The sequence below is a fragment of the Deinococcus apachensis DSM 19763 genome (assembly GCF_000381345.1).
GTDB lineage: Bacteria > Deinococcota > Deinococci > Deinococcales > Deinococcaceae > Deinococcus > Deinococcus apachensis.
This window is the reverse complement of the sequence record NZ_KB906414.1, coordinates 62,588-81,187: the sequence shown is the minus strand read 5'-3', so window position 1 is coordinate 81,187 and position 18,600 is coordinate 62,588. Positions and strand designations below refer to the sequence as shown.

Below are 18,600 nucleotides of genomic sequence, written 5' to 3'. Positions count from 1 at the left end.
GACTGGCCCTCTCTAAACGCCGTCCGTGATGATCTGGTGGGGTTTGCGCGTGAGTTGAAGCGGACGGATAGTCCCGAGCGTGGGCAGCCTCTCGCTGGTTCGGCAACTGCTCGCGGCTGGTCTGGTGGACCGCCTCAGACTCGTTGTCTGCCCCCTGGCGCTCGGACAGACCGGCCTTGAGCCAATTTTCCAGGGGCTGCCGGACCTGGGTTTCGATCTGCTCTCGACCCGGATTCTGGATGAGCGCGTCCTGCTGCTGGCCTACCGGCCGACCGGGGCGCCGCCGTACAGCGCTTAATTCCCCCACCCCAGAATCGCCCTGAGTCCCCGCAGGCACTCGGCCCGGTAGGCTTGGAGGTCCGGCTCGGGGTCGGCCAGGAAGCGCACGCTCAGGCCCTCGACGAGCGCCCGCAGCAGCCGTGCCCGCTCCTCGGCGCCCGCCTCCCCGGCCAGCCGGGCGAGTTCGAGGTCGAGGGCCAGCGTCCCCCGCAGGAAGTCGCGCTGCACGGCCATCAGTTCGGGGTCACGGGTGGCCGCCGCCAGGAAGTCCAGCGACACCGTGTAGAAGCGCCGGGTGTTCTCCACCCCGTAGAACTGGTTCTCGACGTAGGCGGCGAGCTTGGCCTCGGGGGTGGTCGCTTGCCGCAGCGCCCGGCGGGTGGCCGCCGTGATCGTGCGGGTGAAGCGGCGCATGACCGCTGCGAGCAGGCCTGTCCGGCTGCCGAAGTGATAGGCGAGCGTCCCCTTGCTGACGCCCGCGTACCCGGCAATATCGGCCAGCGTCACACCCGCGTAGCCCCGCTCGTAGATCGCCAGGTACGCCGCCTTCTCCAGCGCCGCGCGCCGTGCCCGGTCCTGGATGGGATTCACGCGGCGAGCCATGAGGGGCAGGGTAACAGGCGAGGGGCGGGGGCGTGACCTCACCGTGAGCATGGGTGCCGACAACCTCCGCCCGGCCCGGTAGCATGGCCGCATGAACGTGCCGCGTGCCGCCGTTACCCTGATCGCGGGTTTAAGTGCCGCCCTGATCGCCTACAGCGCCTTCTACGTGCGGGGGGATACGGCGGGCGTGATGCACTACCTGCGCGAGCGGGGCGATGTGCGTGACCTCACGGCAAGCGGGGCGAGCGCGGCGGCGGTGGAAGCGGCGCGGCGGAACCTCGCAGAATTAGGCGCCCGGATCGCCGACCCCGACTTCGCCCTGCGGATGGTGCCGGTCGCGCTCCTGATCGGCGTGCTGGTCGCCTGGGCGGTGTGGCGCGCGTTCGGGTCGCGGGTGGGTAGTGCTGAGCGGGGCGACGTGCAGGAGCGCATGATTCTGCGGCTGGCCTACCGAAAGGGCGGGCAGTTCACGCTGGGGGACCTGAGCGCTTCCTCGCCCCTGTCCGAGGAGCAGGCCCGGGCCGTGACGCGCCGGATGCTGGATGCGGGCCGCCTGACCCGGGAGGGTGACACCTTCCGGCTGGTGCGGTGAGCGCGGTGAGCCTTCAGCCTCAGGACCTCGCCCGGCTGCTGGAGGGCGCGCAGAACGGGCCGCACTACAGCATCCGGGCGGCCCTGTCGCTGGTCGATGGGCAACCCCCGCCGCGCATCGCGGGGCTCGTGACGGGGCTCACCGGCAGCAAGCGGGCGCTGTGGGCGAGGATCGCGCAGGTAACGGGGACGCCTGCGCCGCCGGACGATGCTGGGCTCACGCGGCTTTCCGAGTGGGAGGTGCAGGCGGTGCGGACCCTGAAGCCGGAGCATCTGGCGGTGCGGGTGCAGGGGCGGGTGATGGAGGATTTGCTTCTGGAACACGTTCGGGAAGTGTTGTGGACGGCGGGGCAGATTGCGGCGCATGCTAATCGGGTTCGGTTTGCGTGAGGGGGAGGGGCCGGGCATCTTGATGCGGTTTGCTCCTACCCCCAGGGGGGCAGGGGGAGCGGCGCTGCGCCAGGCAAGGTCCCTACCCTTCGCGCCCGTGGCCGTCCTTCTTCACGCGCAATGTTTGATCTTGCTGCTCCCTCACTCACCAGCCCACCGTCTCGCTGCGCGAGCAAGGCGGGGTGAAGGCCGTGCGAGAGCCAGCTACTTGTGGCGATTGGCCGTCCACAAGAGACAGCTTTGAACAGCGAGAGCTTTGGCGCTCTTACTCCTCCCCCGCAAGGGGGAGGTGGGGAGGGGGGTGGCAGCCGCAGGCAGCCGTCTAAAGCCTGGTCCTAACCCCTTTGGCAAGCAACTCTACAAGTCCAGAGCAAAGAGCTGGAAGTACCCTCTGCGCTACTCACCCTCTCCGTCCCCCACTTCCCGCAGCCACGGCCAGCGTTGGCGGTAGTCGGCCACTTTTGCCGCGTACAGGTCGGGCGTGTGATTCTGGAGGTTGGGACGCAGGCGGCCCGCCGCGAGGTCGGCCAGCCCGTAGGGGGCGTAGACGGTGCCACGCTCGTCCACGCCGACGCAGGTGCATTCTACGAGGAATTGGTCGATGCCTTCGCGGGCACTGTGCAGGGGTGGGCGGGTCAGGCCGAATTTCTGCGGAAACCACAGGTGGACGCGGGCCTGGTTGCGGACCTCGATGCGGGCGCCCAGGTCGGCGAAGAGGGCAGCGGCGCGGCGAATCACCGTGTCCTCCGCCTCGTAGCTCGTGTCGGCGTCCCAGTAGAACAGGTCGTAGTCGCGGATACGAGTGTCTGGCGCCTGTCCGCTCCGCACGTTCCATATGGTCTGGAAGAGTGCCCCGGCGACGAGGTGCGCCTGAGAGACCTCCAACTCGGGCAGGCGGTCGAGGATCGCCGCGTTCGCCAGGTTGAGGCGGACGGTGTACAGGAACTCAGCCTCGGTCATGGGCTCCCTTCAAGACGGCCGGGAAGTGTTCGGTGCAGGCCCAGCCACGTTCCCAGCCGGGCCAGGTGTGCCCCAGGCGAAGCGGGGGAAGGAGATGGGCGGGAATCTCCACCCCCCGCGCTCCGGCAATGGCCCCGACCACGCAGGCCACAGTGTCGCTGTCGTCGCCCCCCAGCACAGCGGGTTCCACACAGGCGAGCCATGAGTCGGCCCGGGCGTGGGCGATGGCGGCCTCCAGTGTGTCCAGCACGTAGCCGTTCTGGGAGGTGAGGCGCCCATCCAGCCCGGAGCGGACGCGGGCGCGGACCTGGGCGCGGGCCTCGCGGTCCTGCTTCTGGAAAGCGTCGTGGGCCGTCCTTGTAGTCAGCCCGAAGACTCCGGCGTCCAGCAGCGTGCGGCGGGCGTCCAGCCCGTCCATCCTTCTCAGGGCCGTCTCAGCCGCCTCCCGGTAGGACTGCCCTACATGCAGGGCTTCCAGAAAAGCCGTCAGAAAGACGCTGGCGTACACGCAGCGCGGGTCGGCGTGCGTGAGGGCTGTGATCGTGGCAGACTCCCGCGCCAGGACTTCTCCCCTGAACCCCGCGATCCACACCGCCGCGATTCGCATCAGCCCGCCGTTTCCGGCACTCTGGAAACCACTCCCGGCCCAGGCTCTCGCCCCGCCATCAAGGGTCCCGTACCCCAGGGCGGCACGAGTTAGTCCTCCCACATCCGGTGGTCCAGTCGCCAGCCAGTCGCGCAGGGCCGTCAGTACCCCCTCCAATTCCCCACCCTGCCCGTAGCCCAGCAGGGTCGCTACCGTCATCTGGCTGTCGTCGGTCGCCTCGCCAGGGGCGAAGCCGAACACACTGCCGGGCTGGTAGTCCCCAAAAGTCTTGCCGTAGCGGGCGCGGATCGCCTCGGGCGTCTTGAACTCGGTGGCGGCCCCGAGCGCGTCCGCCGCCGTGAGGGAGAAAAGAGTGTGCAGATGCGGGTCGGTCACGCCTCATTCTCGCTCAGCCAGCGGAAGCCCCAGGGGTCACGCTGCGAGAGGGCACCCACCCGCGCCGCGTCATGAACCCGTACGGGCAGTGGGAGATCAGCGGGCGAGACGGGGACGCACAAGAGAGATCTACTACCTAGACAGACTATGTAGTCAGTCAAGGCTTTGTAGGGCCAGCAACTGCACGGGACGCCGAGCGGCCGACGGCCCACCCAGGAGGACTATGAACTCCGACCTGCTGCGCGGCAACCTCGACCTGATCCTGCTCTCGATCCTGGAGGCGCGGCCCCTGTACGGCTTCGCCATCATCCAGGAGGCGCGGGAGCGCACGGACGGCTACTTCGACTTCAAGGAGGGCAGCCTCTACCCGGCGCTGCACCGCCTGGAGGGGGAGGGCCAGCTCGCCCCCCAGTTCGGCGAGGTTGGGCGCAACGGCAAGCCGCGCAAGTATTACGCCCTGACCGACCGGGGCCGCGAGGTGCTGCGGGCCAAGCGCGAGGAATTCCGCGCCTTTACCGGAGCCGTGTGGCGCCTGGCGGGGGGCTGAGCCGTGACCTCCCTGACAGGCACGCCCGCTGCGCTAACCGCCTATCTGCGCCGCGCGACCTGGGGATTGCCGAAAGCCCGCCAGCAGGAACTGTGGGACGAGCTGGAAGAACACGTGCTGACCCGCGTGGACCATCTCTGCGCGCTCGGAGCCTTGCCTCAGGAAGCGACCTTCTACAACAACCAGGCTCACCTCCGTTTCGTCTCCACCCCCGCCCAACTCACCCCCAACCCCATCAATGGGCGCATCCCAGCCCTCCTCGTCCGCGTGACCAACGTCCCGCTTCGCAACCTGAAATCGGGCATCTTTCTCCCCACACAGCGCACGTCCGACGCCAACTAACCCTCTTCCGGCCCGCCACCCACCTGTTCTTCCAGCAGGTACTGGAGGCGGGTCTGCGCGTTCTCCTGACTGCCATACACGCTCCGCAGCAACCCGCCGCCCGGCGCGAAGGCGAACCAGTGGGGCGTGCCCTCCGTCTCCCACGCGCGGGCGAGGTCGCCACTGAGGTCGAGGGCGACGGGGAAGGGCAGGCGCGCGAAGTCCCGGGCGAACCGCACCAGCGTCGGCTCCACGTCCTCGCGCGCGAGGAGGCGGTGGCCCCGGCTGGTATGCAGGGCCATCAGCTCCACCCGGCCGCCGAACTCGGTGTGGAGACGCTTTAGGAAGGGAATGCCGCGGGATACGCAGGCCGGGCACTCCAGGTTGAAAACCATCACCAGCCCCGGTTTCTCCCACTCCGTTGGCGGCGGCAGCACTTCCCCATACACGAAGTCGGCGGGTGGGGGCCAGTCCATGCGGAAGAGTTTAGGCGACGCTCGCCTATGCTGGGGCCATGAAGCGTGCGCTGCTGGTGCTGTCGGCCCTGGTCCTGTCCTCCACGTCGCTCGCCACGACGGTCGCGCAGGTGAAGCAGAAGGGGGTGCTGGTGCTGGGCACCGACCCGACCTTCGCGCCCTTCGAGTTCAAGGGGCCGGGCGGGGAGGTGCAGGGTTTCGACATTGACATCGCCCGGGCGCTGGCAAAAGACCTCGGTGTGCGGCTGGAGGTCCGCTCGGTGGGCTTCGGCGCCCTGATGCCCCAGGCGGTCACGTCGGGCCGGGTGGACATGGCGATGAGCGGCATCACGATCACACCCGAGCGGGCGAAGGTGGTCTCCTTCAGCGCCCCGTACTACCGCAGCGCGCAGGTGTTCATCGTGCGGGGGGGCAACCCGGGCAAATTCACCTGGCCCGGCGACGTGAAGGGCAAGACCATCGGCGTACAGGCGAACACGACCGGGCAGTACGCGGCGGGCGACCTCCTCAAGCCCAAGGGCGCGACGATCAAGGTCTATGACGACTTCGCGGCGGGCCTGGCCGACGTGCGCGCGGGCCGCATCGCCGCCCTAATTGGGGACGCGCCCACCGTCGCCGACCTGCAAAAGCGGCTGCCGGGCCAGTACGCCAAGGCGGGTCAGGATCTCACCGCCGAGGATTACGGCATGGTGTTTGCCAAAGGGAGTGACCTCGCCGCCGCGGCGAACCGGACGCTGGCGCGGCTGCGGGCGAGCGGGGAGTACCAGCAGCTTCTGAACAAGTGGATCGTGCAGAAGTAAGAGGCGGGCTCGCCTTTAATACGAGGCGCCGAAATCGTCTCCTGCCGGGAACAGTTCTGGGTAACTTGAATTCGCCCAGTGACGGGCGGGCAGATGACAGCGCGGGGAAGTGCCAGGGGCGTCACGTCAGCCCACGACCGAACCTCTCACAGGGAAAGGCAGTGGCCGGACGCCCTGGGAGAAGGTGTCCGGCCCGGTACCACTATGAACCCACATAGGCGTACCAGAAAACGGCCCCAGCCGCGCAGGAAGCCGGGAAGCAACGGAAGCGGGTCGCCCCATGGAAGGAGCCCATCGGCCTCGCCTCGCTGGTCTGGAGTGTCTTCCGGTTCTTCTGGGAGCATGGTCATCGGAGTGACGAATAGCCCCTCTGAATTGGGTTTAAGCCTCTCGCACCCCGCGCCAGTATCTCCTTATTTTGGCCCGCCGCCCCCACTGGGCGGTTTTTTCTTTTCGCGCACTAGACTGACCCGGCATGGCCGACCTCATCACCGGCTTCCGCACCATCCTCGCGGGCGACTATCCGGCGCTGCTGCTCTCCGGCCTGGGCCTGACGCTCGCCGTGAGTCTGTGCGCGCTGGGGGTGTCGGTGGTGCTGGGCACGGCGCTGGGGGTGGCGCGGGTCTTCCAGGTGCCCGCGCTTGGGACGTTCGGCAACGCCTACGTGGAGGTCGTGCGAGGCATTCCGCTGATCGTGCTGCTCAGCGTCGTGTACTACGGGCTGCCCGCGCTGGGGCTCACGTTGAGCGATTTTCCGGCGGCGGTGCTCGCCCTGGGGCTGTACTCGGCGGCGTACACGAGCGAGATCGTGCGCGGAGGCCTGACGAGCGTGCCGGCCGGACAGGTCGAGGCCGCGCGCAGCCTGGGCCTGAGCCGCACGCAGGCGCTGCGCTTCGTGGTGCTGCCGCAGGCGTGGCGGGTCGCGCTGCCCGCGCTGGGGAACGAGTTCGTCAGCCTGATCCTGGGGAGCAGCCTTGCCAGCGCCGTCACCTTGCAAGAACTCTTCGCGCAGGGCAAGTACATTACGGGCGTCACCTATCGCCAGTTCGAGGTGTACGCCGTCCTCGCCGCCTTGTATTTCGTGCTCACGTTTACCCTGACTCGCCTCGTGCGCGCTCTGGAGCGGCACCTGGGACGGGGGCAGACTCTCCCCAACCGGCGGGTGATCTGATGCGGGTCCGCCGCCTGATCCTCACGGCCCCGCATAGGTTCGTCTGGGAGGAGGTCGTCTTGCCCCCACCCGGTTCCGGCGAGGTGTGGGTAAGGACCCGCCTGAGCGCCGTGAGTGTCGGCTCCGAATTAAGCGTGGTGGAGGGCCGGGCGTCCGGCGTGGTTTATCCCTGCCCTCTCGGCTACCAGACGCTCGGCGTGGTGGGGGAAGGGGTGGCCCTGGCTCCCGGTACTCGGGCGGTCACCACACTGGGCCACGCGAGCGGCGGACTGCACGCAGCTTCCACGGTGCTGCCCGTTCCCGATCACGTCCCCGACCGCGCCGCCCTGGCCGCCATCTTGGGCGAGGAGACGCACAAGGGTATCCGCAAGGTCGAACCTCGGCTGGGGGAACGGGTGCTGGTGGCCGGGGCGGGATTGCTGGGCCTCCTGACGGTGTTCAACCTGACCCGGCGGGGCGTGCGGGACGTGACCGTGCTGGAACCGGATGCGGAGCGCCGCGCCCTGGCCCAGGCGTTCGGGGCGGTGGCGCTGCCCCCCGGCAGCCTGCCCCACGACACCTTCGATGTGGGCTTCGAGTGCAGCGCATCCCCAGCAGGTTTCACAGAATTGCTGGAACACCTGCGCCCCGGTGGACGGACCTGTGTGCTGTCCGATGGGAACTGGGGCACGCTGGGCCTGCCACCCGCCTTCCACACGCGCGAGCTGAGTGTCACGGCCTCCAGCGACGGGGGGGATTATGCCGCCTATGCCTGCTGGCTGTGGGACCATACCGACCCACTGCTGGAACGGCTGTTCGCGGTCACGGTCAAGCCGGACGAGCTGCCCGGCACCCTCGGGCGGTTGTCCGCCCTGCCGCGCCCCGTTTCGCTTGTCGCCGACTGGACGGGAGCGGTGTGAGGGTCCGGGTGTCGCTGGACGTGGGTGAGCCCCTCACCCTCATCCGGAGTCGGAATCTGCTGCTTCCTGCTGTACGAGAGATGTGGCCAGGCCCCCGGAGCAGCAGAACCTTTCGAGACAGTTGACCTCCCGGCCCGCTAAGCTCGCGGGCATGGTGACAGCTTCCCCTCCCGCCTTCTGGCCCGCGTTCTGGCGCGGTTTCCGGGTCCTGATGCCGCTGTGGCTGGGCGTGATTCCCTTTGCGGTCGCCTACGCAGTCACGGCGAGGGCGGCGGGATTGGGGGTCGGAGAAACTCAGCTCATGAGCCTGACGGTCTTCGCGGGCGCCTCGCAGTTCGCGGCGGCGGGACTGTTTGCCGGGGGAGCCTCGGCCCTGGGCATCGTCGCTACCACCTTTCTTCTCAATGTCCGGCACGTGCTGTACGGACTGAGCCTGGCGCGGCAGGTGCCTCTGACTCGTACCCAACGGGTGGTCGCCGCCCAGTTCCTCACCGACGAGGCGTATGGCGTGGCGGTCGTGCGCGGGCCGGGCGAGCCGGGTGGGCTGAGCTTCGCCTTCCTGCTGGGCGCCGAACTCAGCCTGTACGCAGTGTGGAACGCGGCCACCCTCGCCGGGGCGCTGGCGGGTGGGGTGCTGCCCGATCCCGCCGCATTGGGTGTGGGCGTGATCTTCCCACTCGCCTTCCTGGGTTTGCTGGTGCCGTTGCTGGTGGACCGGCAGGCCATCGTGGTCGCCCTCGCCTCGGGCCTGGGGGCGTGGGGGCTCTCCCGCGTTCTGCCCGGTGGATTGGTCGTGCTGCTCGCCGGGGTGGGCGGGGCGTTGCTGGGCGCGTTTCTCGTCACGCGGGGGCGGGGGAGGAAGGCATGAGCGTCCCCCTCGTCATCGTGCTGATGTGGCTGGTCACGTACCCGGCGCGCCTGCTCGGCCTCAGCCTCGGCCGCCTGAAATTGCCGCCCTTCTGGCTGGCTTTCCTGCGCTTCGTGCCTGTCAGCGTCTTCGCCGCCCTGATCGTGCCCGACGTCTTGGGCAGCCCCGAGTGGCCCCGCCGCCTTCCCGCCGCCCTGGTCGGCGCGCTGCTCATGTGGCGTACCCGCAACCTCGCCCTGGGAATTCTGGGAGGCTTCGCGGTGTACTGGGCGGTGAGGGTGGCTGGGGGGTAAAGGTCGTTCTCCATGTGGGGCTGGATGCTGCACTCGTCCCGCTCTGTATGAAAAGTGCGATAAGCAGCTCTGCGAGTCCCAACCCCCCTCCTCGGGGGGCTTTTTGTTGTCCCACACTGTTTTCCCTGCGTTAACAGACTTCCGCATGTCATTCCGCGCCCCGTGATAACGGGAGCGTGAGACCCAGGTCAGCGCTTGCAAGGTAGCCTGGCTCGTCTATCCGCGGCGCTGCCGGGCGACCCCGACTCCGACTCCGTCAATGCGACATGTCAGGCTCACCCGGCCTCCTCCAAGCTCGACCGCCCCCTCTCCTCACTTCGCCGCGCTATGCTGGGCCACGCATGACGGGGCAGGCGGCAGCGGTAATTGACGGGAAGTATCAGGTCGTGCGGGAACTCGCGCGCGAGGGGCACGTGACTCTCAGCGAGGTTCGCGCGGGCGAGGGCGTGACGCGCCAGGTGGCGTGGTTCGATGTGACCTCGCCCGCCGCGCGGCAGGGCTTCCACGCCTACCGCGCGGCCCTGCGCGCGATTGCCCCAGCGGGCCTGACCGACGTGGTCGCGCGCCCCGGCGCCTACTACGCGGTGTGGCAACCCGTGACGGGCACGCCGCTCGCCGAGTTCGCCGCCCAGCCCGGGACGAAGCAGGAGGAGACGGTGCAGGCGGTGCGGAACCTCGCCGCCCGGCTGGCCGAACACGGCTACGCCCTCCCCGATGCCGACGTACTCGTGGACGGCAAGGAGGTGCGGGTGGCCTACCTGCGCCCCGCACCCGAGGGCCGCTCCCCCGAGGAGGTCGCCCGGCTCAACGCCGCCGCCCTCGCCCCGCTGAACGGGAGCCGGGTGCGCCGCAAGCGGCAGCCGGGAGCCTGGCTGACCTTCGTGCCGGGACTGCTGCTGCTGGGCGGCGCGGGGTATCTGGGGGCTCAGGCTGCGCAGATTTACCTGAACCCCCCGGTCCGCGAGATCGCGGCGGTGACTGGTAAGCCCGCGCCGGAAGCCGCCCGTGCCCTCACCGCCGCCGGATTCAAGGTGAGCTACGCTAAGGGTGACGCGGCCAACCTGCCCATCGGGGCGGTGATCCGACAGGACCCCCCGGCGGGGACGAACCTTCCAGTGGGGCGCCAGGTGACCCTGACGGTCAACAACCCGCCCTCGGTGACCGTGCCCCGGCTAGAGGAACTCACGGTGGAGCAGGCCCGCGCCTCCTTGCGTGACAATTCATTGACCCTGGGTGGAGTGATCCGAGTGGATGGCACCCTGACCAAGACGCCGGAGGGCCGCGTGATCGCGCAGGTGCCCGACGCGGGGGCAGATCTCCAGCGCGGGCAACCCGTGCAGCTTGTGGTGTCCACGGGGGTGCGCGGCAAGGAGACCTGGCTGACCAACCTGGAGGGACTGACCTACCAGGCGGCCCGCGAGCACGCCCGCATCGCGGGCCTGGTGGTCACCCGCGTGATCCAGCAGCCCAGCGACGCCCCCGAGAACACCGTGCTCGAGCAGACGCCCGCGCCCTACGTGCGGGTGCCCGTAGGCAGCCCCGTCACGCTGACGGTCGCCGTCGCCCGTTACAGCCCGCCCAGCCAGCCTGCGGGCAGCCTGCCCCTGCCGCCGCCCGTCACGCCCACCACCGAGCAGGGGGGGACGGGAACATCCGGCACCGAGGGGACTGGCCAGGGCGACACCGGCCAGACGGGCGCGGAGGGGACAGAGGTCGCCCCCCCCGAGGCCCCCGAGGCTACGCCCGACGGGACGACGGCCCCGCTCACGCCCGAGCAGATCCCCGCGACCCCCGCGGACTCCGGCACAACCTCCGACGCGACCACGCGGACGGTGAACTTCCGCTACGAATTCCCGAGGGACCTCCCAGCGGGCACCTACACCATCGTCATTCGGGACGCCGACGGCGAGCGGGAGGTGTACGGCCCGACCGACGGCAGCCAGTTCGCGGGTTCGGTGGCCGAGGGTCCCGTGCCCGTCCGCGGCGACGCCACCTTCATCATTCGCCGGGACGGTAACGAGTACGCGACCGTCACGCCGTAGCGGCAGGCTTCGTCTTCCGGCTGAGCCTGGAAACGGCTCGCGGGGCAGCTCCTGCCCCAAACCCCACCCCCATGATCTACCTCGACTACGCCGCCACCCATCCCATGACGCCCGAGGCGCTGGCCGCCTACGCGCGGGCCGCCGCATTGCCCGGTAATCCCGCCTCCGTCCACGCAGCGGGGCAGGTCGCCCGCGAACGTCTGGAGGAGGGCCGCGCCCGCGTCGCCGCCGCCCTGGGGGTGGACGCCCGCACCCTGATCGCCAACGGCGGCGGCACAGAGGGAGACAACCACGTTCTGCTGGGCGTGGCCCGCGCCTGGACGGAGGCGCAGAGGCGGCCCGGCCACCTCGTGACCACGCAGACGGAGCATTCCGCCGTCCTGGCCCCCGCCCGCTGGCTGGCAGGCCAGGGCTGGGCCGTGACGTTCCTGAAGCCGGACGCGCACGGCCGCTATTCGCCCGAACAGCTCGCGGACGCTTTGCGGGACGACACCACCCTCGTCTCCGTCCACCACGCGAACAACGAGATCGGTACGGTGCAGGACACCGCCGCGCTCGCCGCCGTCGCCGCCGCACGGGACATTCCCTACCACGCCGACGCGGTGCAGGCGCCCGGTGTGCTGCCGCTCGACCTGATGGGCTGGGACGTCACCTTCGCCACCTTCAGTGCCCACAAGTGGGGTGGGCCGCGCGGGGTGGGCTTTCTGTACGTGAAACGCGGCGCCGTGCTGCCCCCCGTCACATTGGGGGGCGGTCAGGAGGGCGGCCTGCGCCCCGGCACGCAGAACACGGCGGGCGTGTACGCGGCGGGCGTGGCCCTCACCCACGCGGAGGAAGCGCGGGAGGCTACCTTCGCGCACCTGACCCGAATGCGGGAGCAGTTCCTCGCCCGAGTGGCGTCCATTCCGAACCTCCGTGTGAACCACCCCCCGGACGGCAGCCCCAAGGTCGCCTCCGTCACCCTGCCCGGCGCGGACGGCGAGGCGCTGCTGATGAATCTCGACCTGCTGGGCGTCTCTGCGAGTGCGGGGAGTGCATGCGCCGCCGGGACGATGCAGCCCAGCCACGTCCTGACGGCCCTCGGCCTGAGCGAGGAGGATGCCCGCGCCACGCTGCGGTTCAGCTTCGGTGCGGCGACGACTGGGGCCGAGGTGGACGCGGCGGCGGATGCGCTCGTGCAGGCGGCAGAGTTCAGCCGGGCGTGACCGCTTCCGCCGTGGGGTAAACCTGGGTCTGAAGGTCGGGGAAGGCCGCGCGCAATTCCCGGGCAAGCTGGCACAGCCCCCACAGCTCGGTGCGACGATGCCCCAACGCGATCACGCCCACCCCCCGCTCCTTAGTCGCCGCCACCGCCGAGGGCCGAAGCTGCCCGGTGAGGTAGACCCGGACGCCGAGGTTGACGACGTGCCCGATCAGGGCCGAATTCATCGCGTTCATCAGGGCGAGGCGTAGGGAGCTCGCCGGGTCCGGCGGCCAGGAGGTGTCCTCGCCCCCCAGTTCGGCGTGCAGGGCGGCGCGCAACTCGGCCCACGTCCGCTGCGGAGGCGTCGCTATTAGCCCCACTATGCGGCCCTCCCAGACCACCTCCCGCACGTCAGCCCAGCCCAGGGCACGGGCCAGGCGCCGATTCGGTCCGGTGGTGAGGTGAGAGTCAAAGCCGTCGTGGACGCCCAGGATGCCGAGGCCCGGCCAGGCGTTCCCCAACCGCCGGGAGCGGTGAAGAAACAGGGCGTCCGCCTCCGGCTCGGCGGGGAGGTCGGCAGGCTCCAGGGCCAGCGCCAGCCGCCGCACCTCGGGGGGACCGGGGCGACGCAGCGGTTCCGGCTCACCCAACGAGGCGCGGAGCCAGTCGGCGAGGTCGGTGAGGGTGGGCGGGGTCATGCTCCAGGATGCCCTAGCCGGGGCGCCGCCATTCCTCCTCGTTGGGCGGCTCGTACCGGCGCGGCCACTCGTCCAGCTCCGCCGGGATGACGGGAAAGGTGTTCGGGGGGGTCACGGTTGCGGGCTTCCAGCCGCCGCCACAACTCCTCGCGTGGAGCGTCCAGCGCCTCAACCCGGGCGTGGTCGTTCTCCCGTTGCGAGCGCGACCAGACGCCGAAGTCCAAAACCACGTTTACCCCGAGGGTCAGGCGCAGCGCCTGGCGCTCCTGTTCCAGCCGCCACTCGGGCAGGGTCCTGCTAAAACAGGGCAGGCCGACAAGGAGTGGAGGGTGAGGGGCATGGGCAGAGGATATGGTGCCCCACCCTGAGCCTGGGGCGCAGCACCCGGGAACGAAACTGCCCAATGGCCGTATTGCTGACAATACCTGGAGCACCCCCGCCCATCTTGTCCCCCAGGAGGCCGCGACAGGTCCGCACGGAGAGGAGAAGCTGCTGTGAGGCTCAGGATGTCGGAAGCCGCGTTCGCCGTCTTACTCACCGCCCTGCTGGCCTGGGCCGCCCACGCGGTGCCCAGGGGGGTAAGCTCGGGGCCGGACCTCGCCGCCATCGACGCCCATGTCGAGGCCACCATGCGGGCCGACCGGGTCCCGGGTGCGGCCCTGGTCATCGTGAACCCCGAGCGTGTGGTGCATCTGCGTGGGTTCGGGCAGGATGGTCGCGGCGGGGCGGTCACGCCGCAGACCTCGTTCCTGCTGGGCTCCATGAGCAAGTCCTTCACGGCCCTCGCCGTGATGCAACTCGTCGAGCAGGGCCGGGTGGATTTGAAGGCCCCGGTGCGGCGGTACCTGCCCTGGTTCCGGGTGGCGGACCCGGAGGCCTCGGAAGCGATCACCGTCGCGCAGGCCCTCGCCCACACCACGGGCATCCCCACCCGGGCACCCCGGGCGGGGGAACCGGCCACCCTGGAGGATCAGGTGCGGGCGTTGTCGCGGGTCCACCTGAGCCATCCCCCGGGCACCCGGTACGAGTACGCCAGCCCCAACTACCTCATTCTCGGGGCGATTGTCGAGCGGGTCAGCGGGCAGACCTACGGCGACTTCCTGCGGCGGAACGTCTTCACCCCACTGAACATGAACCGCAGCTTCACCTCCCAGGATGCGGCGTGGCGCTCGGGAATGTCGAGCGGCCACCGCTACTGGTTGGGCTTTCCCGCACCCGTCCTGCTGCCCTACGAGGCCGACCGGCTCCCCACGGCGGCCATCATCAGCAGTGCGGGGGACCTGGGCCACTACCTGATCGCGCAGCTCAGCGGCGGGCGCTACGCGGAGCGCCGGGTGCTCTCGGCCGCGGGAGTCGCGCAGATGCACCGGGGCACCGTGGCCGCACCGGGCGAGAACTTTCGCTACGCGATGGGTTGGCGGGAGGGGCCTGTTCGCGGGGTCCCGGCGATCCACCACGGCGGAATCCTGCCCCATTTCCGCGGGAAGATGGTCCTGCTTCGGGAAACAGGCTGGGGTGTGGCCGTCCTGACGAACGTCTCCAGCGTGCTGCCCCTGGTCCCCACCAGCCACCGCATGGCGGACGATATCGCCGCGTCGTTGGTGGGCGTTCCCCTGCCGGGCCCCTCCCGGCTGTTCCAGTGAGTGTACTGGGCCATCACGGTGGGTGTGGTCCTGAGCCTCCTCGGCCAGGTGCGGGCCCTGCTGGACTTGCCCACCTGGCCCGCGCGGGTCCGGAACCGACCCAGGAGGAGCGTCTGGGGAGAGATCACCTCCGATCTTCTGCTCCTGCCTGTGGTCCTGCTCGTCGTGCCGTTCCTGGTGCGGCTGCCCTTGGCCGAGCTGCTGCGCTCGTTGCCCGACCTGACGGGATGGCTGTTGCTCAGCCTGGCCCTGGGGGTGGCGGGTGGACTGGCCAAGGTCTGGATGGTGGTGTGGGGGCGGGCGCTTTCCACCCGGCAGCCCTGAGCGGCCTGGCCCGGAGGAGACGAGTCCCCGTCACCCACTTGGGGCACGGGGACTGGCGCTGGCGGGTGGCGGGGCGTCCGCCTAAGCGAACTGCGCCAGCACCTGCTCCAGCCGCTCCTTCTGCGCGCCGAAATCCTGCACCCGGCGGCGCTCCTCTTCGATCACCTCGGCGGGGGCGCGGGCCACGAAGCCCTGGTTGTTCAGCTTGCCCTGCGCCTGCTTGATCTGCTTGTCGAACTCGGCGAGGCGCTTTTTCTGCTTGGCGAGCCAGTCCTGCACGTCCACAGTGCCTTCAAGCGGGGCGCGCACGGTCACGCCTGCCTCCACGGCGCTGAGGGTGCGGCCCGTCAGCGAAGGCGCCAGCGCCACGCGGGCGATGCCCTCCACCACCTGGGCGTTCTCATGCACGAGGGGGGCGAGGTCCCCCTCCAGCGCCACGTTCAGACGGTCCTGCGGAGAAAGGCCCAGTTCGTTCTTCAGGCTGCGGGCGGCACTCACGGCGGCACGCAGCGCATCAAAGGCGCGGGTGGCCTCGGCATCGTGGAGCGCGGGGTCGGGTTGCGGCCAGGAGTGCAGGGCGAGCTGGCGGCGGTGCCCCAGCGCCCCGTACAACTCCGACGTGATGAAGGGCATGAAGGGGTGCAGCAGCTTCAGAATATGCTCCAGCACAGCCTTGAGGGTCCCCAGCGTGCCCGGTCGCCCCTCCGCGAGCGCGGGTTTGGCGGCCTCGATGTACCAGTCGCAGAACTCGTCCCAGGTGAACGAGTACAGGGTGCGGATGGCGGCGCCGATGTCGTAGGCGTCAAGCTGGGCGGTCGCCTCGGCCGTCACCGCGTCCAGGCGGCTGATAATCCAGCGATCAGCCAGGGTAAGGTCGGGACGGGCGCGAAGCTGGGCCAGGACGTCGCGGCTTCGCAGCGTCTCGCCCTCCTGCCGGTCCACGGCGGCGCGCACGTAGTGGGTCAGCGCGTCGTCCCCGGTGAGGTTCGGCACCCCCTCCGACAGCCGCAGCAGGGCGAAGCGGGCCGCATTCCACAGCTTGTTGGCGAAGTTACGCCCCTGCTCGAATCTCCTGGGGTCGTGCCGGATGTCCTGCCCGCCCGTCGAGAGGCTGGCGAAGGCGAAGCGGCAGGCGTCCACCCCGTAGGTGCCGAAGAGTTCCAGCGGGTCGATGCCGTTCCCCTTGCTCTTGGACATCTTCTGCCCCTTGGCGTCCAGGTACAGGCCGTGCAGCATCACCGTGGAGAAGGGCGCCTGCCCCGTGAAGTGATACCCCGCCATCTCCATGCGCGCCACCCAGAAGAACAGGATGTCGTACCCGGTCACGAGCACCTGCGTCGGATAGAACTTGCGGTAGTCCTCGCAGTCGGTGTCGGGCCAGCCCAGGGTGGAAAAGGGCCAGAGGTTGGAGGAGAACCACGTATCGAACACGTCCGGGTCGCGCCGCAGGTTGAGGTGCGCGTAGCGCGGGTCCTGGTCGCAGTCGAGGTCAGGGTTCCCGGGGTCGGGCACGTACACGTTGCCCTCGTCGTCGTACCAGGCGGGGATTTGATGACCCCACCAGAGCTGGCGTGAGATGTTCCAGTCGCGGATGTTCTCCAGCCAGTCGCGGTTGACCTTGGTGTACCGCTCGGGTGTCAGCCGAATTTCGCCCGCGTCCAGCCCGGTGAGCACCCGCTCGGCCATCGGCTTCATGTTCACGAACCACTGGGTGGACACGATGGGCTCCACCGGCACCTTCGTCCGCTCACTCAGGCCGATGGCAGTGTCGTGGTCCTTCTCCTCGATCAGGTCGCCGGACTCGGCCAGCGCCGCCACCACCGCCTTGCGCGCCGCGAAGCGCTCCATTCCCCGGAACTGTTCCGGCACGAGGTCAGAGGTAAGGTTGCCATCCAGGTCAATCACGCTGGGCCGCGCCAGGCCATGCCGCTCCCCGATCTCGAAGTCCGTCGGGTCGTGGGCGGGCGTGATCTTCAGCGCCCCCACGCCGAATTCCCGCTCCACCGCCTCGTCCGCGATGATGGGAATGAAGCGGTCGGTGAGGGGGATACGTGCGCGCTGGCCGATCAGGTGAGTGAAGCGCTCGTCCTCGGGATGCACGGCGATAGCCTGATCCGCGAAGATCGTCTCCGGGCGCACGGTGGCGATGCGGATTTCACCGGGCTCGCCGTTGCTGGCGGGGAGAGAGGCGTCCTCCAGCCTGTAGCTCAGGGTGGACATCTTCCCCTTCCGCACCTCGCGGTCGATCTCCAGCTCCGAAAGGGTGGTCTGCGAGGCCGGGTCCCAGTTCACGATGCGCTCGCCGCGGTAGGCCAGACCCTCGTGGTACAGCCGCACAAACTGGGCGCGCACGGCCTTGCTGAGCTCCTCGTCCATCGTGAAGCGCTCGCGCGTCCAGTCCACGCTCACGCCCAGGCGGGTGAGCTGGTCCAGAATCATGCCGCCCGAATCAGCCTTCCACTCCCACACGCGGTTCACAAAGGCCTCGCGTCCCAGGTCGAAGCGGCTCAGGCCTTCGTTCCTGAGCTGCCGCTCCACCACCACCTGCGTGCTGATGCCCGCGTGGTCCATGCCCGGCAGGTACAGCGCCTCATAGCCCTGCATCCGCTTGAACCGGATCAGCGTGTCGATCAGCGTGTTGTCGAGCGCGTGCCCCAGGTGCAGGTTGCCCGTCACATTGGGCGGCGGAATCACGATGGTAAAGGGCTCCCTGCCGCTGCTCGCGTCCGCACGGAAGGGCTCATTACGCCAGCGGGCCGCCCACGCGGGCTCGATGGCGGCCGGGTCGAAGGCTTTGGCGAGGGTGTTCGCCTCGGCGGGAAGGTCCGGGGAGGTCGTGTCAGTCATGGGAGGGCTCCGATGAGGCGGGGGAGAGACGCTGGGTCAGGATGGGAAGGACTGAGTCGTAACCAGAACCGGGAACAAGGCCGGTCGTGTTCAGTGAGGCGAAGTGGCAGAGGAAGGTCAACCCGGCGTCGTCCTCCCCATGGCTAACCTGATGAGCCCAGGCGTCTGGTGCGGAGAGCGGGGCTGACAGGTGGAAATAGTGCCACACCTCTTCCCGCTCCCCCCGCTGCCAGTGCCATGAGGCCAGGTAAACAGGGGCAGTCAGGCTCAGGCCGGTCTCCTCCCACGTTTCGCGTAGAGCGGCTTGCTCGGGCGTCTCGCCGGGTTCCAGACCACCTGCCGGAACCTGCACGCCCGCGTCGGGGTATTCAGGAGCGTGTTCAAAGACCAGCAGCTCATCCGTTCCACGCGTGACATAGCCGAGGACACGCTCACGCAACCCGCGACGTAGGGCGAGTGCGCGGGCGTCGGTCAGGAACAGAGGAACGCCAGTCAAGGGGGGCAGGGGTTGGATCATGGAACCTCCGGGAAACGAAAACGCCTCGCCCGCCGGAGTCTACGCTCCGAGTGCGGACGAGACGAGGCATTCCTGCTGGGTCCCGTGGTACCACCGCCGTTCCGGCCCGTATGCGGGCGCGGCGCTCTACTGCGCGTTGACGGGCGCTCCCGGAGGGCTCTACGCA

General features: G+C 69.4%; 21 protein-coding genes. 14 read left to right on the top strand and 7 right to left on the bottom strand.

The genetic code is table 11. The features are described from left to right. Positions 1–79 precede the first annotated feature (79 nt). Positions 80–298 carry a dihydrofolate reductase family protein gene (locus F784_RS0118340; RefSeq protein WP_019588192.1) on the top strand — a complete coding sequence of 73 codons (219 nt, stop codon included), beginning with the start codon at positions 80–82 and terminating at the stop codon, positions 296–298. On the opposite strand, the gene F784_RS0118335 is transcribed toward F784_RS0118340, so the two are convergent. Next, positions 295–882, bottom strand: coding sequence for a TetR family transcriptional regulator C-terminal domain-containing protein (locus F784_RS0118335; RefSeq protein WP_026332577.1), 588 nt, complete (start codon positions 880–882; stop codon positions 295–297). The genes F784_RS0118340 and F784_RS0118335 overlap by 4 nt on opposite strands. Before the next feature lie 91 nt (positions 883–973). Between F784_RS0118335 and F784_RS0118330 the strand changes: the two genes are divergently transcribed. Further along, positions 974–1,474: a hypothetical protein gene (locus F784_RS0118330; RefSeq protein WP_019588190.1), complete on the top strand. Its 501-nt coding sequence runs from the start codon at positions 974–976 to the stop codon at positions 1,472–1,474. 5 nt (positions 1,475–1,479) lie between these two features. After that, positions 1,480–1,863: a hypothetical protein gene (locus tag F784_RS0118325; RefSeq protein WP_157465356.1), complete on the top strand. Its 384-nt coding sequence runs from the start codon at positions 1,480–1,482 to the stop codon at positions 1,861–1,863. 396 nt (positions 1,864–2,259) lie between these two features. Here F784_RS0118325 and F784_RS0118320 read toward each other — a convergent pair whose 3' ends face one another. Then, a complete protein-coding gene (locus tag F784_RS0118320) occupies positions 2,260–2,823 on the bottom strand; it encodes a nucleotidyltransferase family protein (RefSeq protein WP_019588188.1) in 564 nt (187 codons plus the stop codon). Next, positions 2,810–3,805, bottom strand: coding sequence for an ADP-ribosylglycohydrolase family protein (locus tag F784_RS0118315; protein ID WP_019588187.1), 996 nt, complete (start codon positions 3,803–3,805; stop codon positions 2,810–2,812). Before F784_RS0118315 ends, F784_RS0118320 begins: the two co-directional genes overlap by 14 nt. A gap of 223 nt (positions 3,806–4,028) precedes the next feature. On the opposite strand from F784_RS0118315, the gene F784_RS0118310 reads away from it, so the two are divergent. Both F784_RS0118310 and F784_RS0118305 read left to right on the top strand, forming a co-directional pair. Then, complete coding sequence (locus F784_RS0118310; protein WP_019588186.1) at positions 4,029–4,352, top strand: PadR family transcriptional regulator; 324 nt, start codon at positions 4,029–4,031, stop codon at positions 4,350–4,352. 3 nt (positions 4,353–4,355) lie between these two features. Then, on the top strand, positions 4,356–4,694 hold the full coding sequence (locus F784_RS0118305; protein WP_019588185.1) for a hypothetical protein: 339 nt from the start codon (positions 4,356–4,358) through the stop codon (positions 4,692–4,694). On the opposite strand, the gene F784_RS0118300 is transcribed toward F784_RS0118305, so the two are convergent. Further along, entirely contained in the window at positions 4,691–5,149 is a 459-nt protein-coding gene (locus tag F784_RS0118300; RefSeq protein WP_019588184.1) for a TlpA family protein disulfide reductase, read from the bottom strand. The genes F784_RS0118305 and F784_RS0118300 overlap by 4 nt on opposite strands. Before the next feature lie 38 nt (positions 5,150–5,187). Here F784_RS0118300 and F784_RS0118295 point away from each other — a divergent pair, with 38 nt between their 5' ends. From F784_RS0118295 to F784_RS0118265, 7 genes are all read left to right on the top strand, one after another. Next, complete coding sequence (locus F784_RS0118295; RefSeq protein WP_019588183.1) at positions 5,188–5,949, top strand: ABC transporter substrate-binding protein; 762 nt, start codon at positions 5,188–5,190, stop codon at positions 5,947–5,949. A gap of 475 nt (positions 5,950–6,424) precedes the next feature. Then, on the top strand, positions 6,425–7,120 hold the full coding sequence (locus F784_RS0118290) for an amino acid ABC transporter permease (protein ID WP_019588182.1): 696 nt from the start codon (positions 6,425–6,427) through the stop codon (positions 7,118–7,120). Continuing rightward, the gene (locus F784_RS0118285; protein ID WP_019588181.1) at positions 7,120–8,019 is read left to right on the top strand and encodes a zinc-dependent alcohol dehydrogenase; all 900 of its coding nucleotides are present in this window, start codon (positions 7,120–7,122) and stop codon (positions 8,017–8,019) included. The genes F784_RS0118290 and F784_RS0118285 overlap by 1 nt, the downstream gene beginning before the upstream one ends. Positions 8,020–8,170: 151 nt before the next feature. Continuing rightward, positions 8,171–8,887: an AzlC family ABC transporter permease gene (locus tag F784_RS0118280; RefSeq protein WP_019588180.1), complete on the top strand. Its 717-nt coding sequence runs from the start codon at positions 8,171–8,173 to the stop codon at positions 8,885–8,887. Next, the gene (locus F784_RS0118275; protein ID WP_019588179.1) at positions 8,884–9,180 is read left to right on the top strand and encodes an AzlD domain-containing protein; all 297 of its coding nucleotides are present in this window, start codon (positions 8,884–8,886) and stop codon (positions 9,178–9,180) included. The genes F784_RS0118280 and F784_RS0118275 overlap by 4 nt, the downstream gene beginning before the upstream one ends. A gap of 341 nt (positions 9,181–9,521) precedes the next feature. Beyond that, positions 9,522–11,222: a PASTA domain-containing protein gene (locus tag F784_RS0118270; RefSeq protein WP_019588178.1), complete on the top strand. Its 1,701-nt coding sequence runs from the start codon at positions 9,522–9,524 to the stop codon at positions 11,220–11,222. Between the two features lie 71 nt (positions 11,223–11,293). Beyond that, a complete protein-coding gene (locus F784_RS0118265) occupies positions 11,294–12,427 on the top strand; it encodes a cysteine desulfurase family protein (protein WP_019588177.1) in 1,134 nt (377 codons plus the stop codon). Here the strand turns inward: F784_RS0118265 and F784_RS0118260 are convergent. Continuing rightward, complete coding sequence (locus F784_RS0118260; RefSeq protein ID WP_019588176.1) at positions 12,414–13,103, bottom strand: Nif3-like dinuclear metal center hexameric protein; 690 nt, start codon at positions 13,101–13,103, stop codon at positions 12,414–12,416. The two genes, F784_RS0118265 and F784_RS0118260, sit on opposite strands and share 14 nt — an antisense overlap. Positions 13,104–13,609: 506 nt before the next feature. Here F784_RS0118260 and F784_RS23785 point away from each other — a divergent pair. Together F784_RS23785 and F784_RS0118245 are read left to right on the top strand one after the other, a co-directional pair. After that, the gene (locus F784_RS23785) at positions 13,610–14,746 is read left to right on the top strand and encodes a serine hydrolase domain-containing protein (protein WP_019588174.1); all 1,137 of its coding nucleotides are present in this window, start codon (positions 13,610–13,612) and stop codon (positions 14,744–14,746) included. Beyond that, a complete protein-coding gene (locus F784_RS0118245; protein WP_019588173.1) occupies positions 14,747–15,070 on the top strand; it encodes a hypothetical protein in 324 nt (107 codons plus the stop codon). Between the two features lie 81 nt (positions 15,071–15,151). Here the strand turns inward: F784_RS0118245 and F784_RS0118240 are convergent, their stop codons facing one another. Both F784_RS0118240 and F784_RS27650 read right to left on the bottom strand, forming a co-directional pair. After that, positions 15,152–17,917: a valine--tRNA ligase gene (locus tag F784_RS0118240; RefSeq protein ID WP_019588172.1), complete on the bottom strand. Its 2,766-nt coding sequence runs from the start codon at positions 17,915–17,917 to the stop codon at positions 15,152–15,154. Continuing rightward, positions 17,910–18,434, bottom strand: a complete 525-nt coding sequence (locus F784_RS27650; RefSeq protein WP_019588171.1) for an NUDIX hydrolase — start codon at positions 18,432–18,434, stop codon at positions 17,910–17,912. Before F784_RS27650 ends, F784_RS0118240 begins: the two co-directional genes overlap by 8 nt. Positions 18,435–18,600 lie beyond the last annotated feature (166 nt).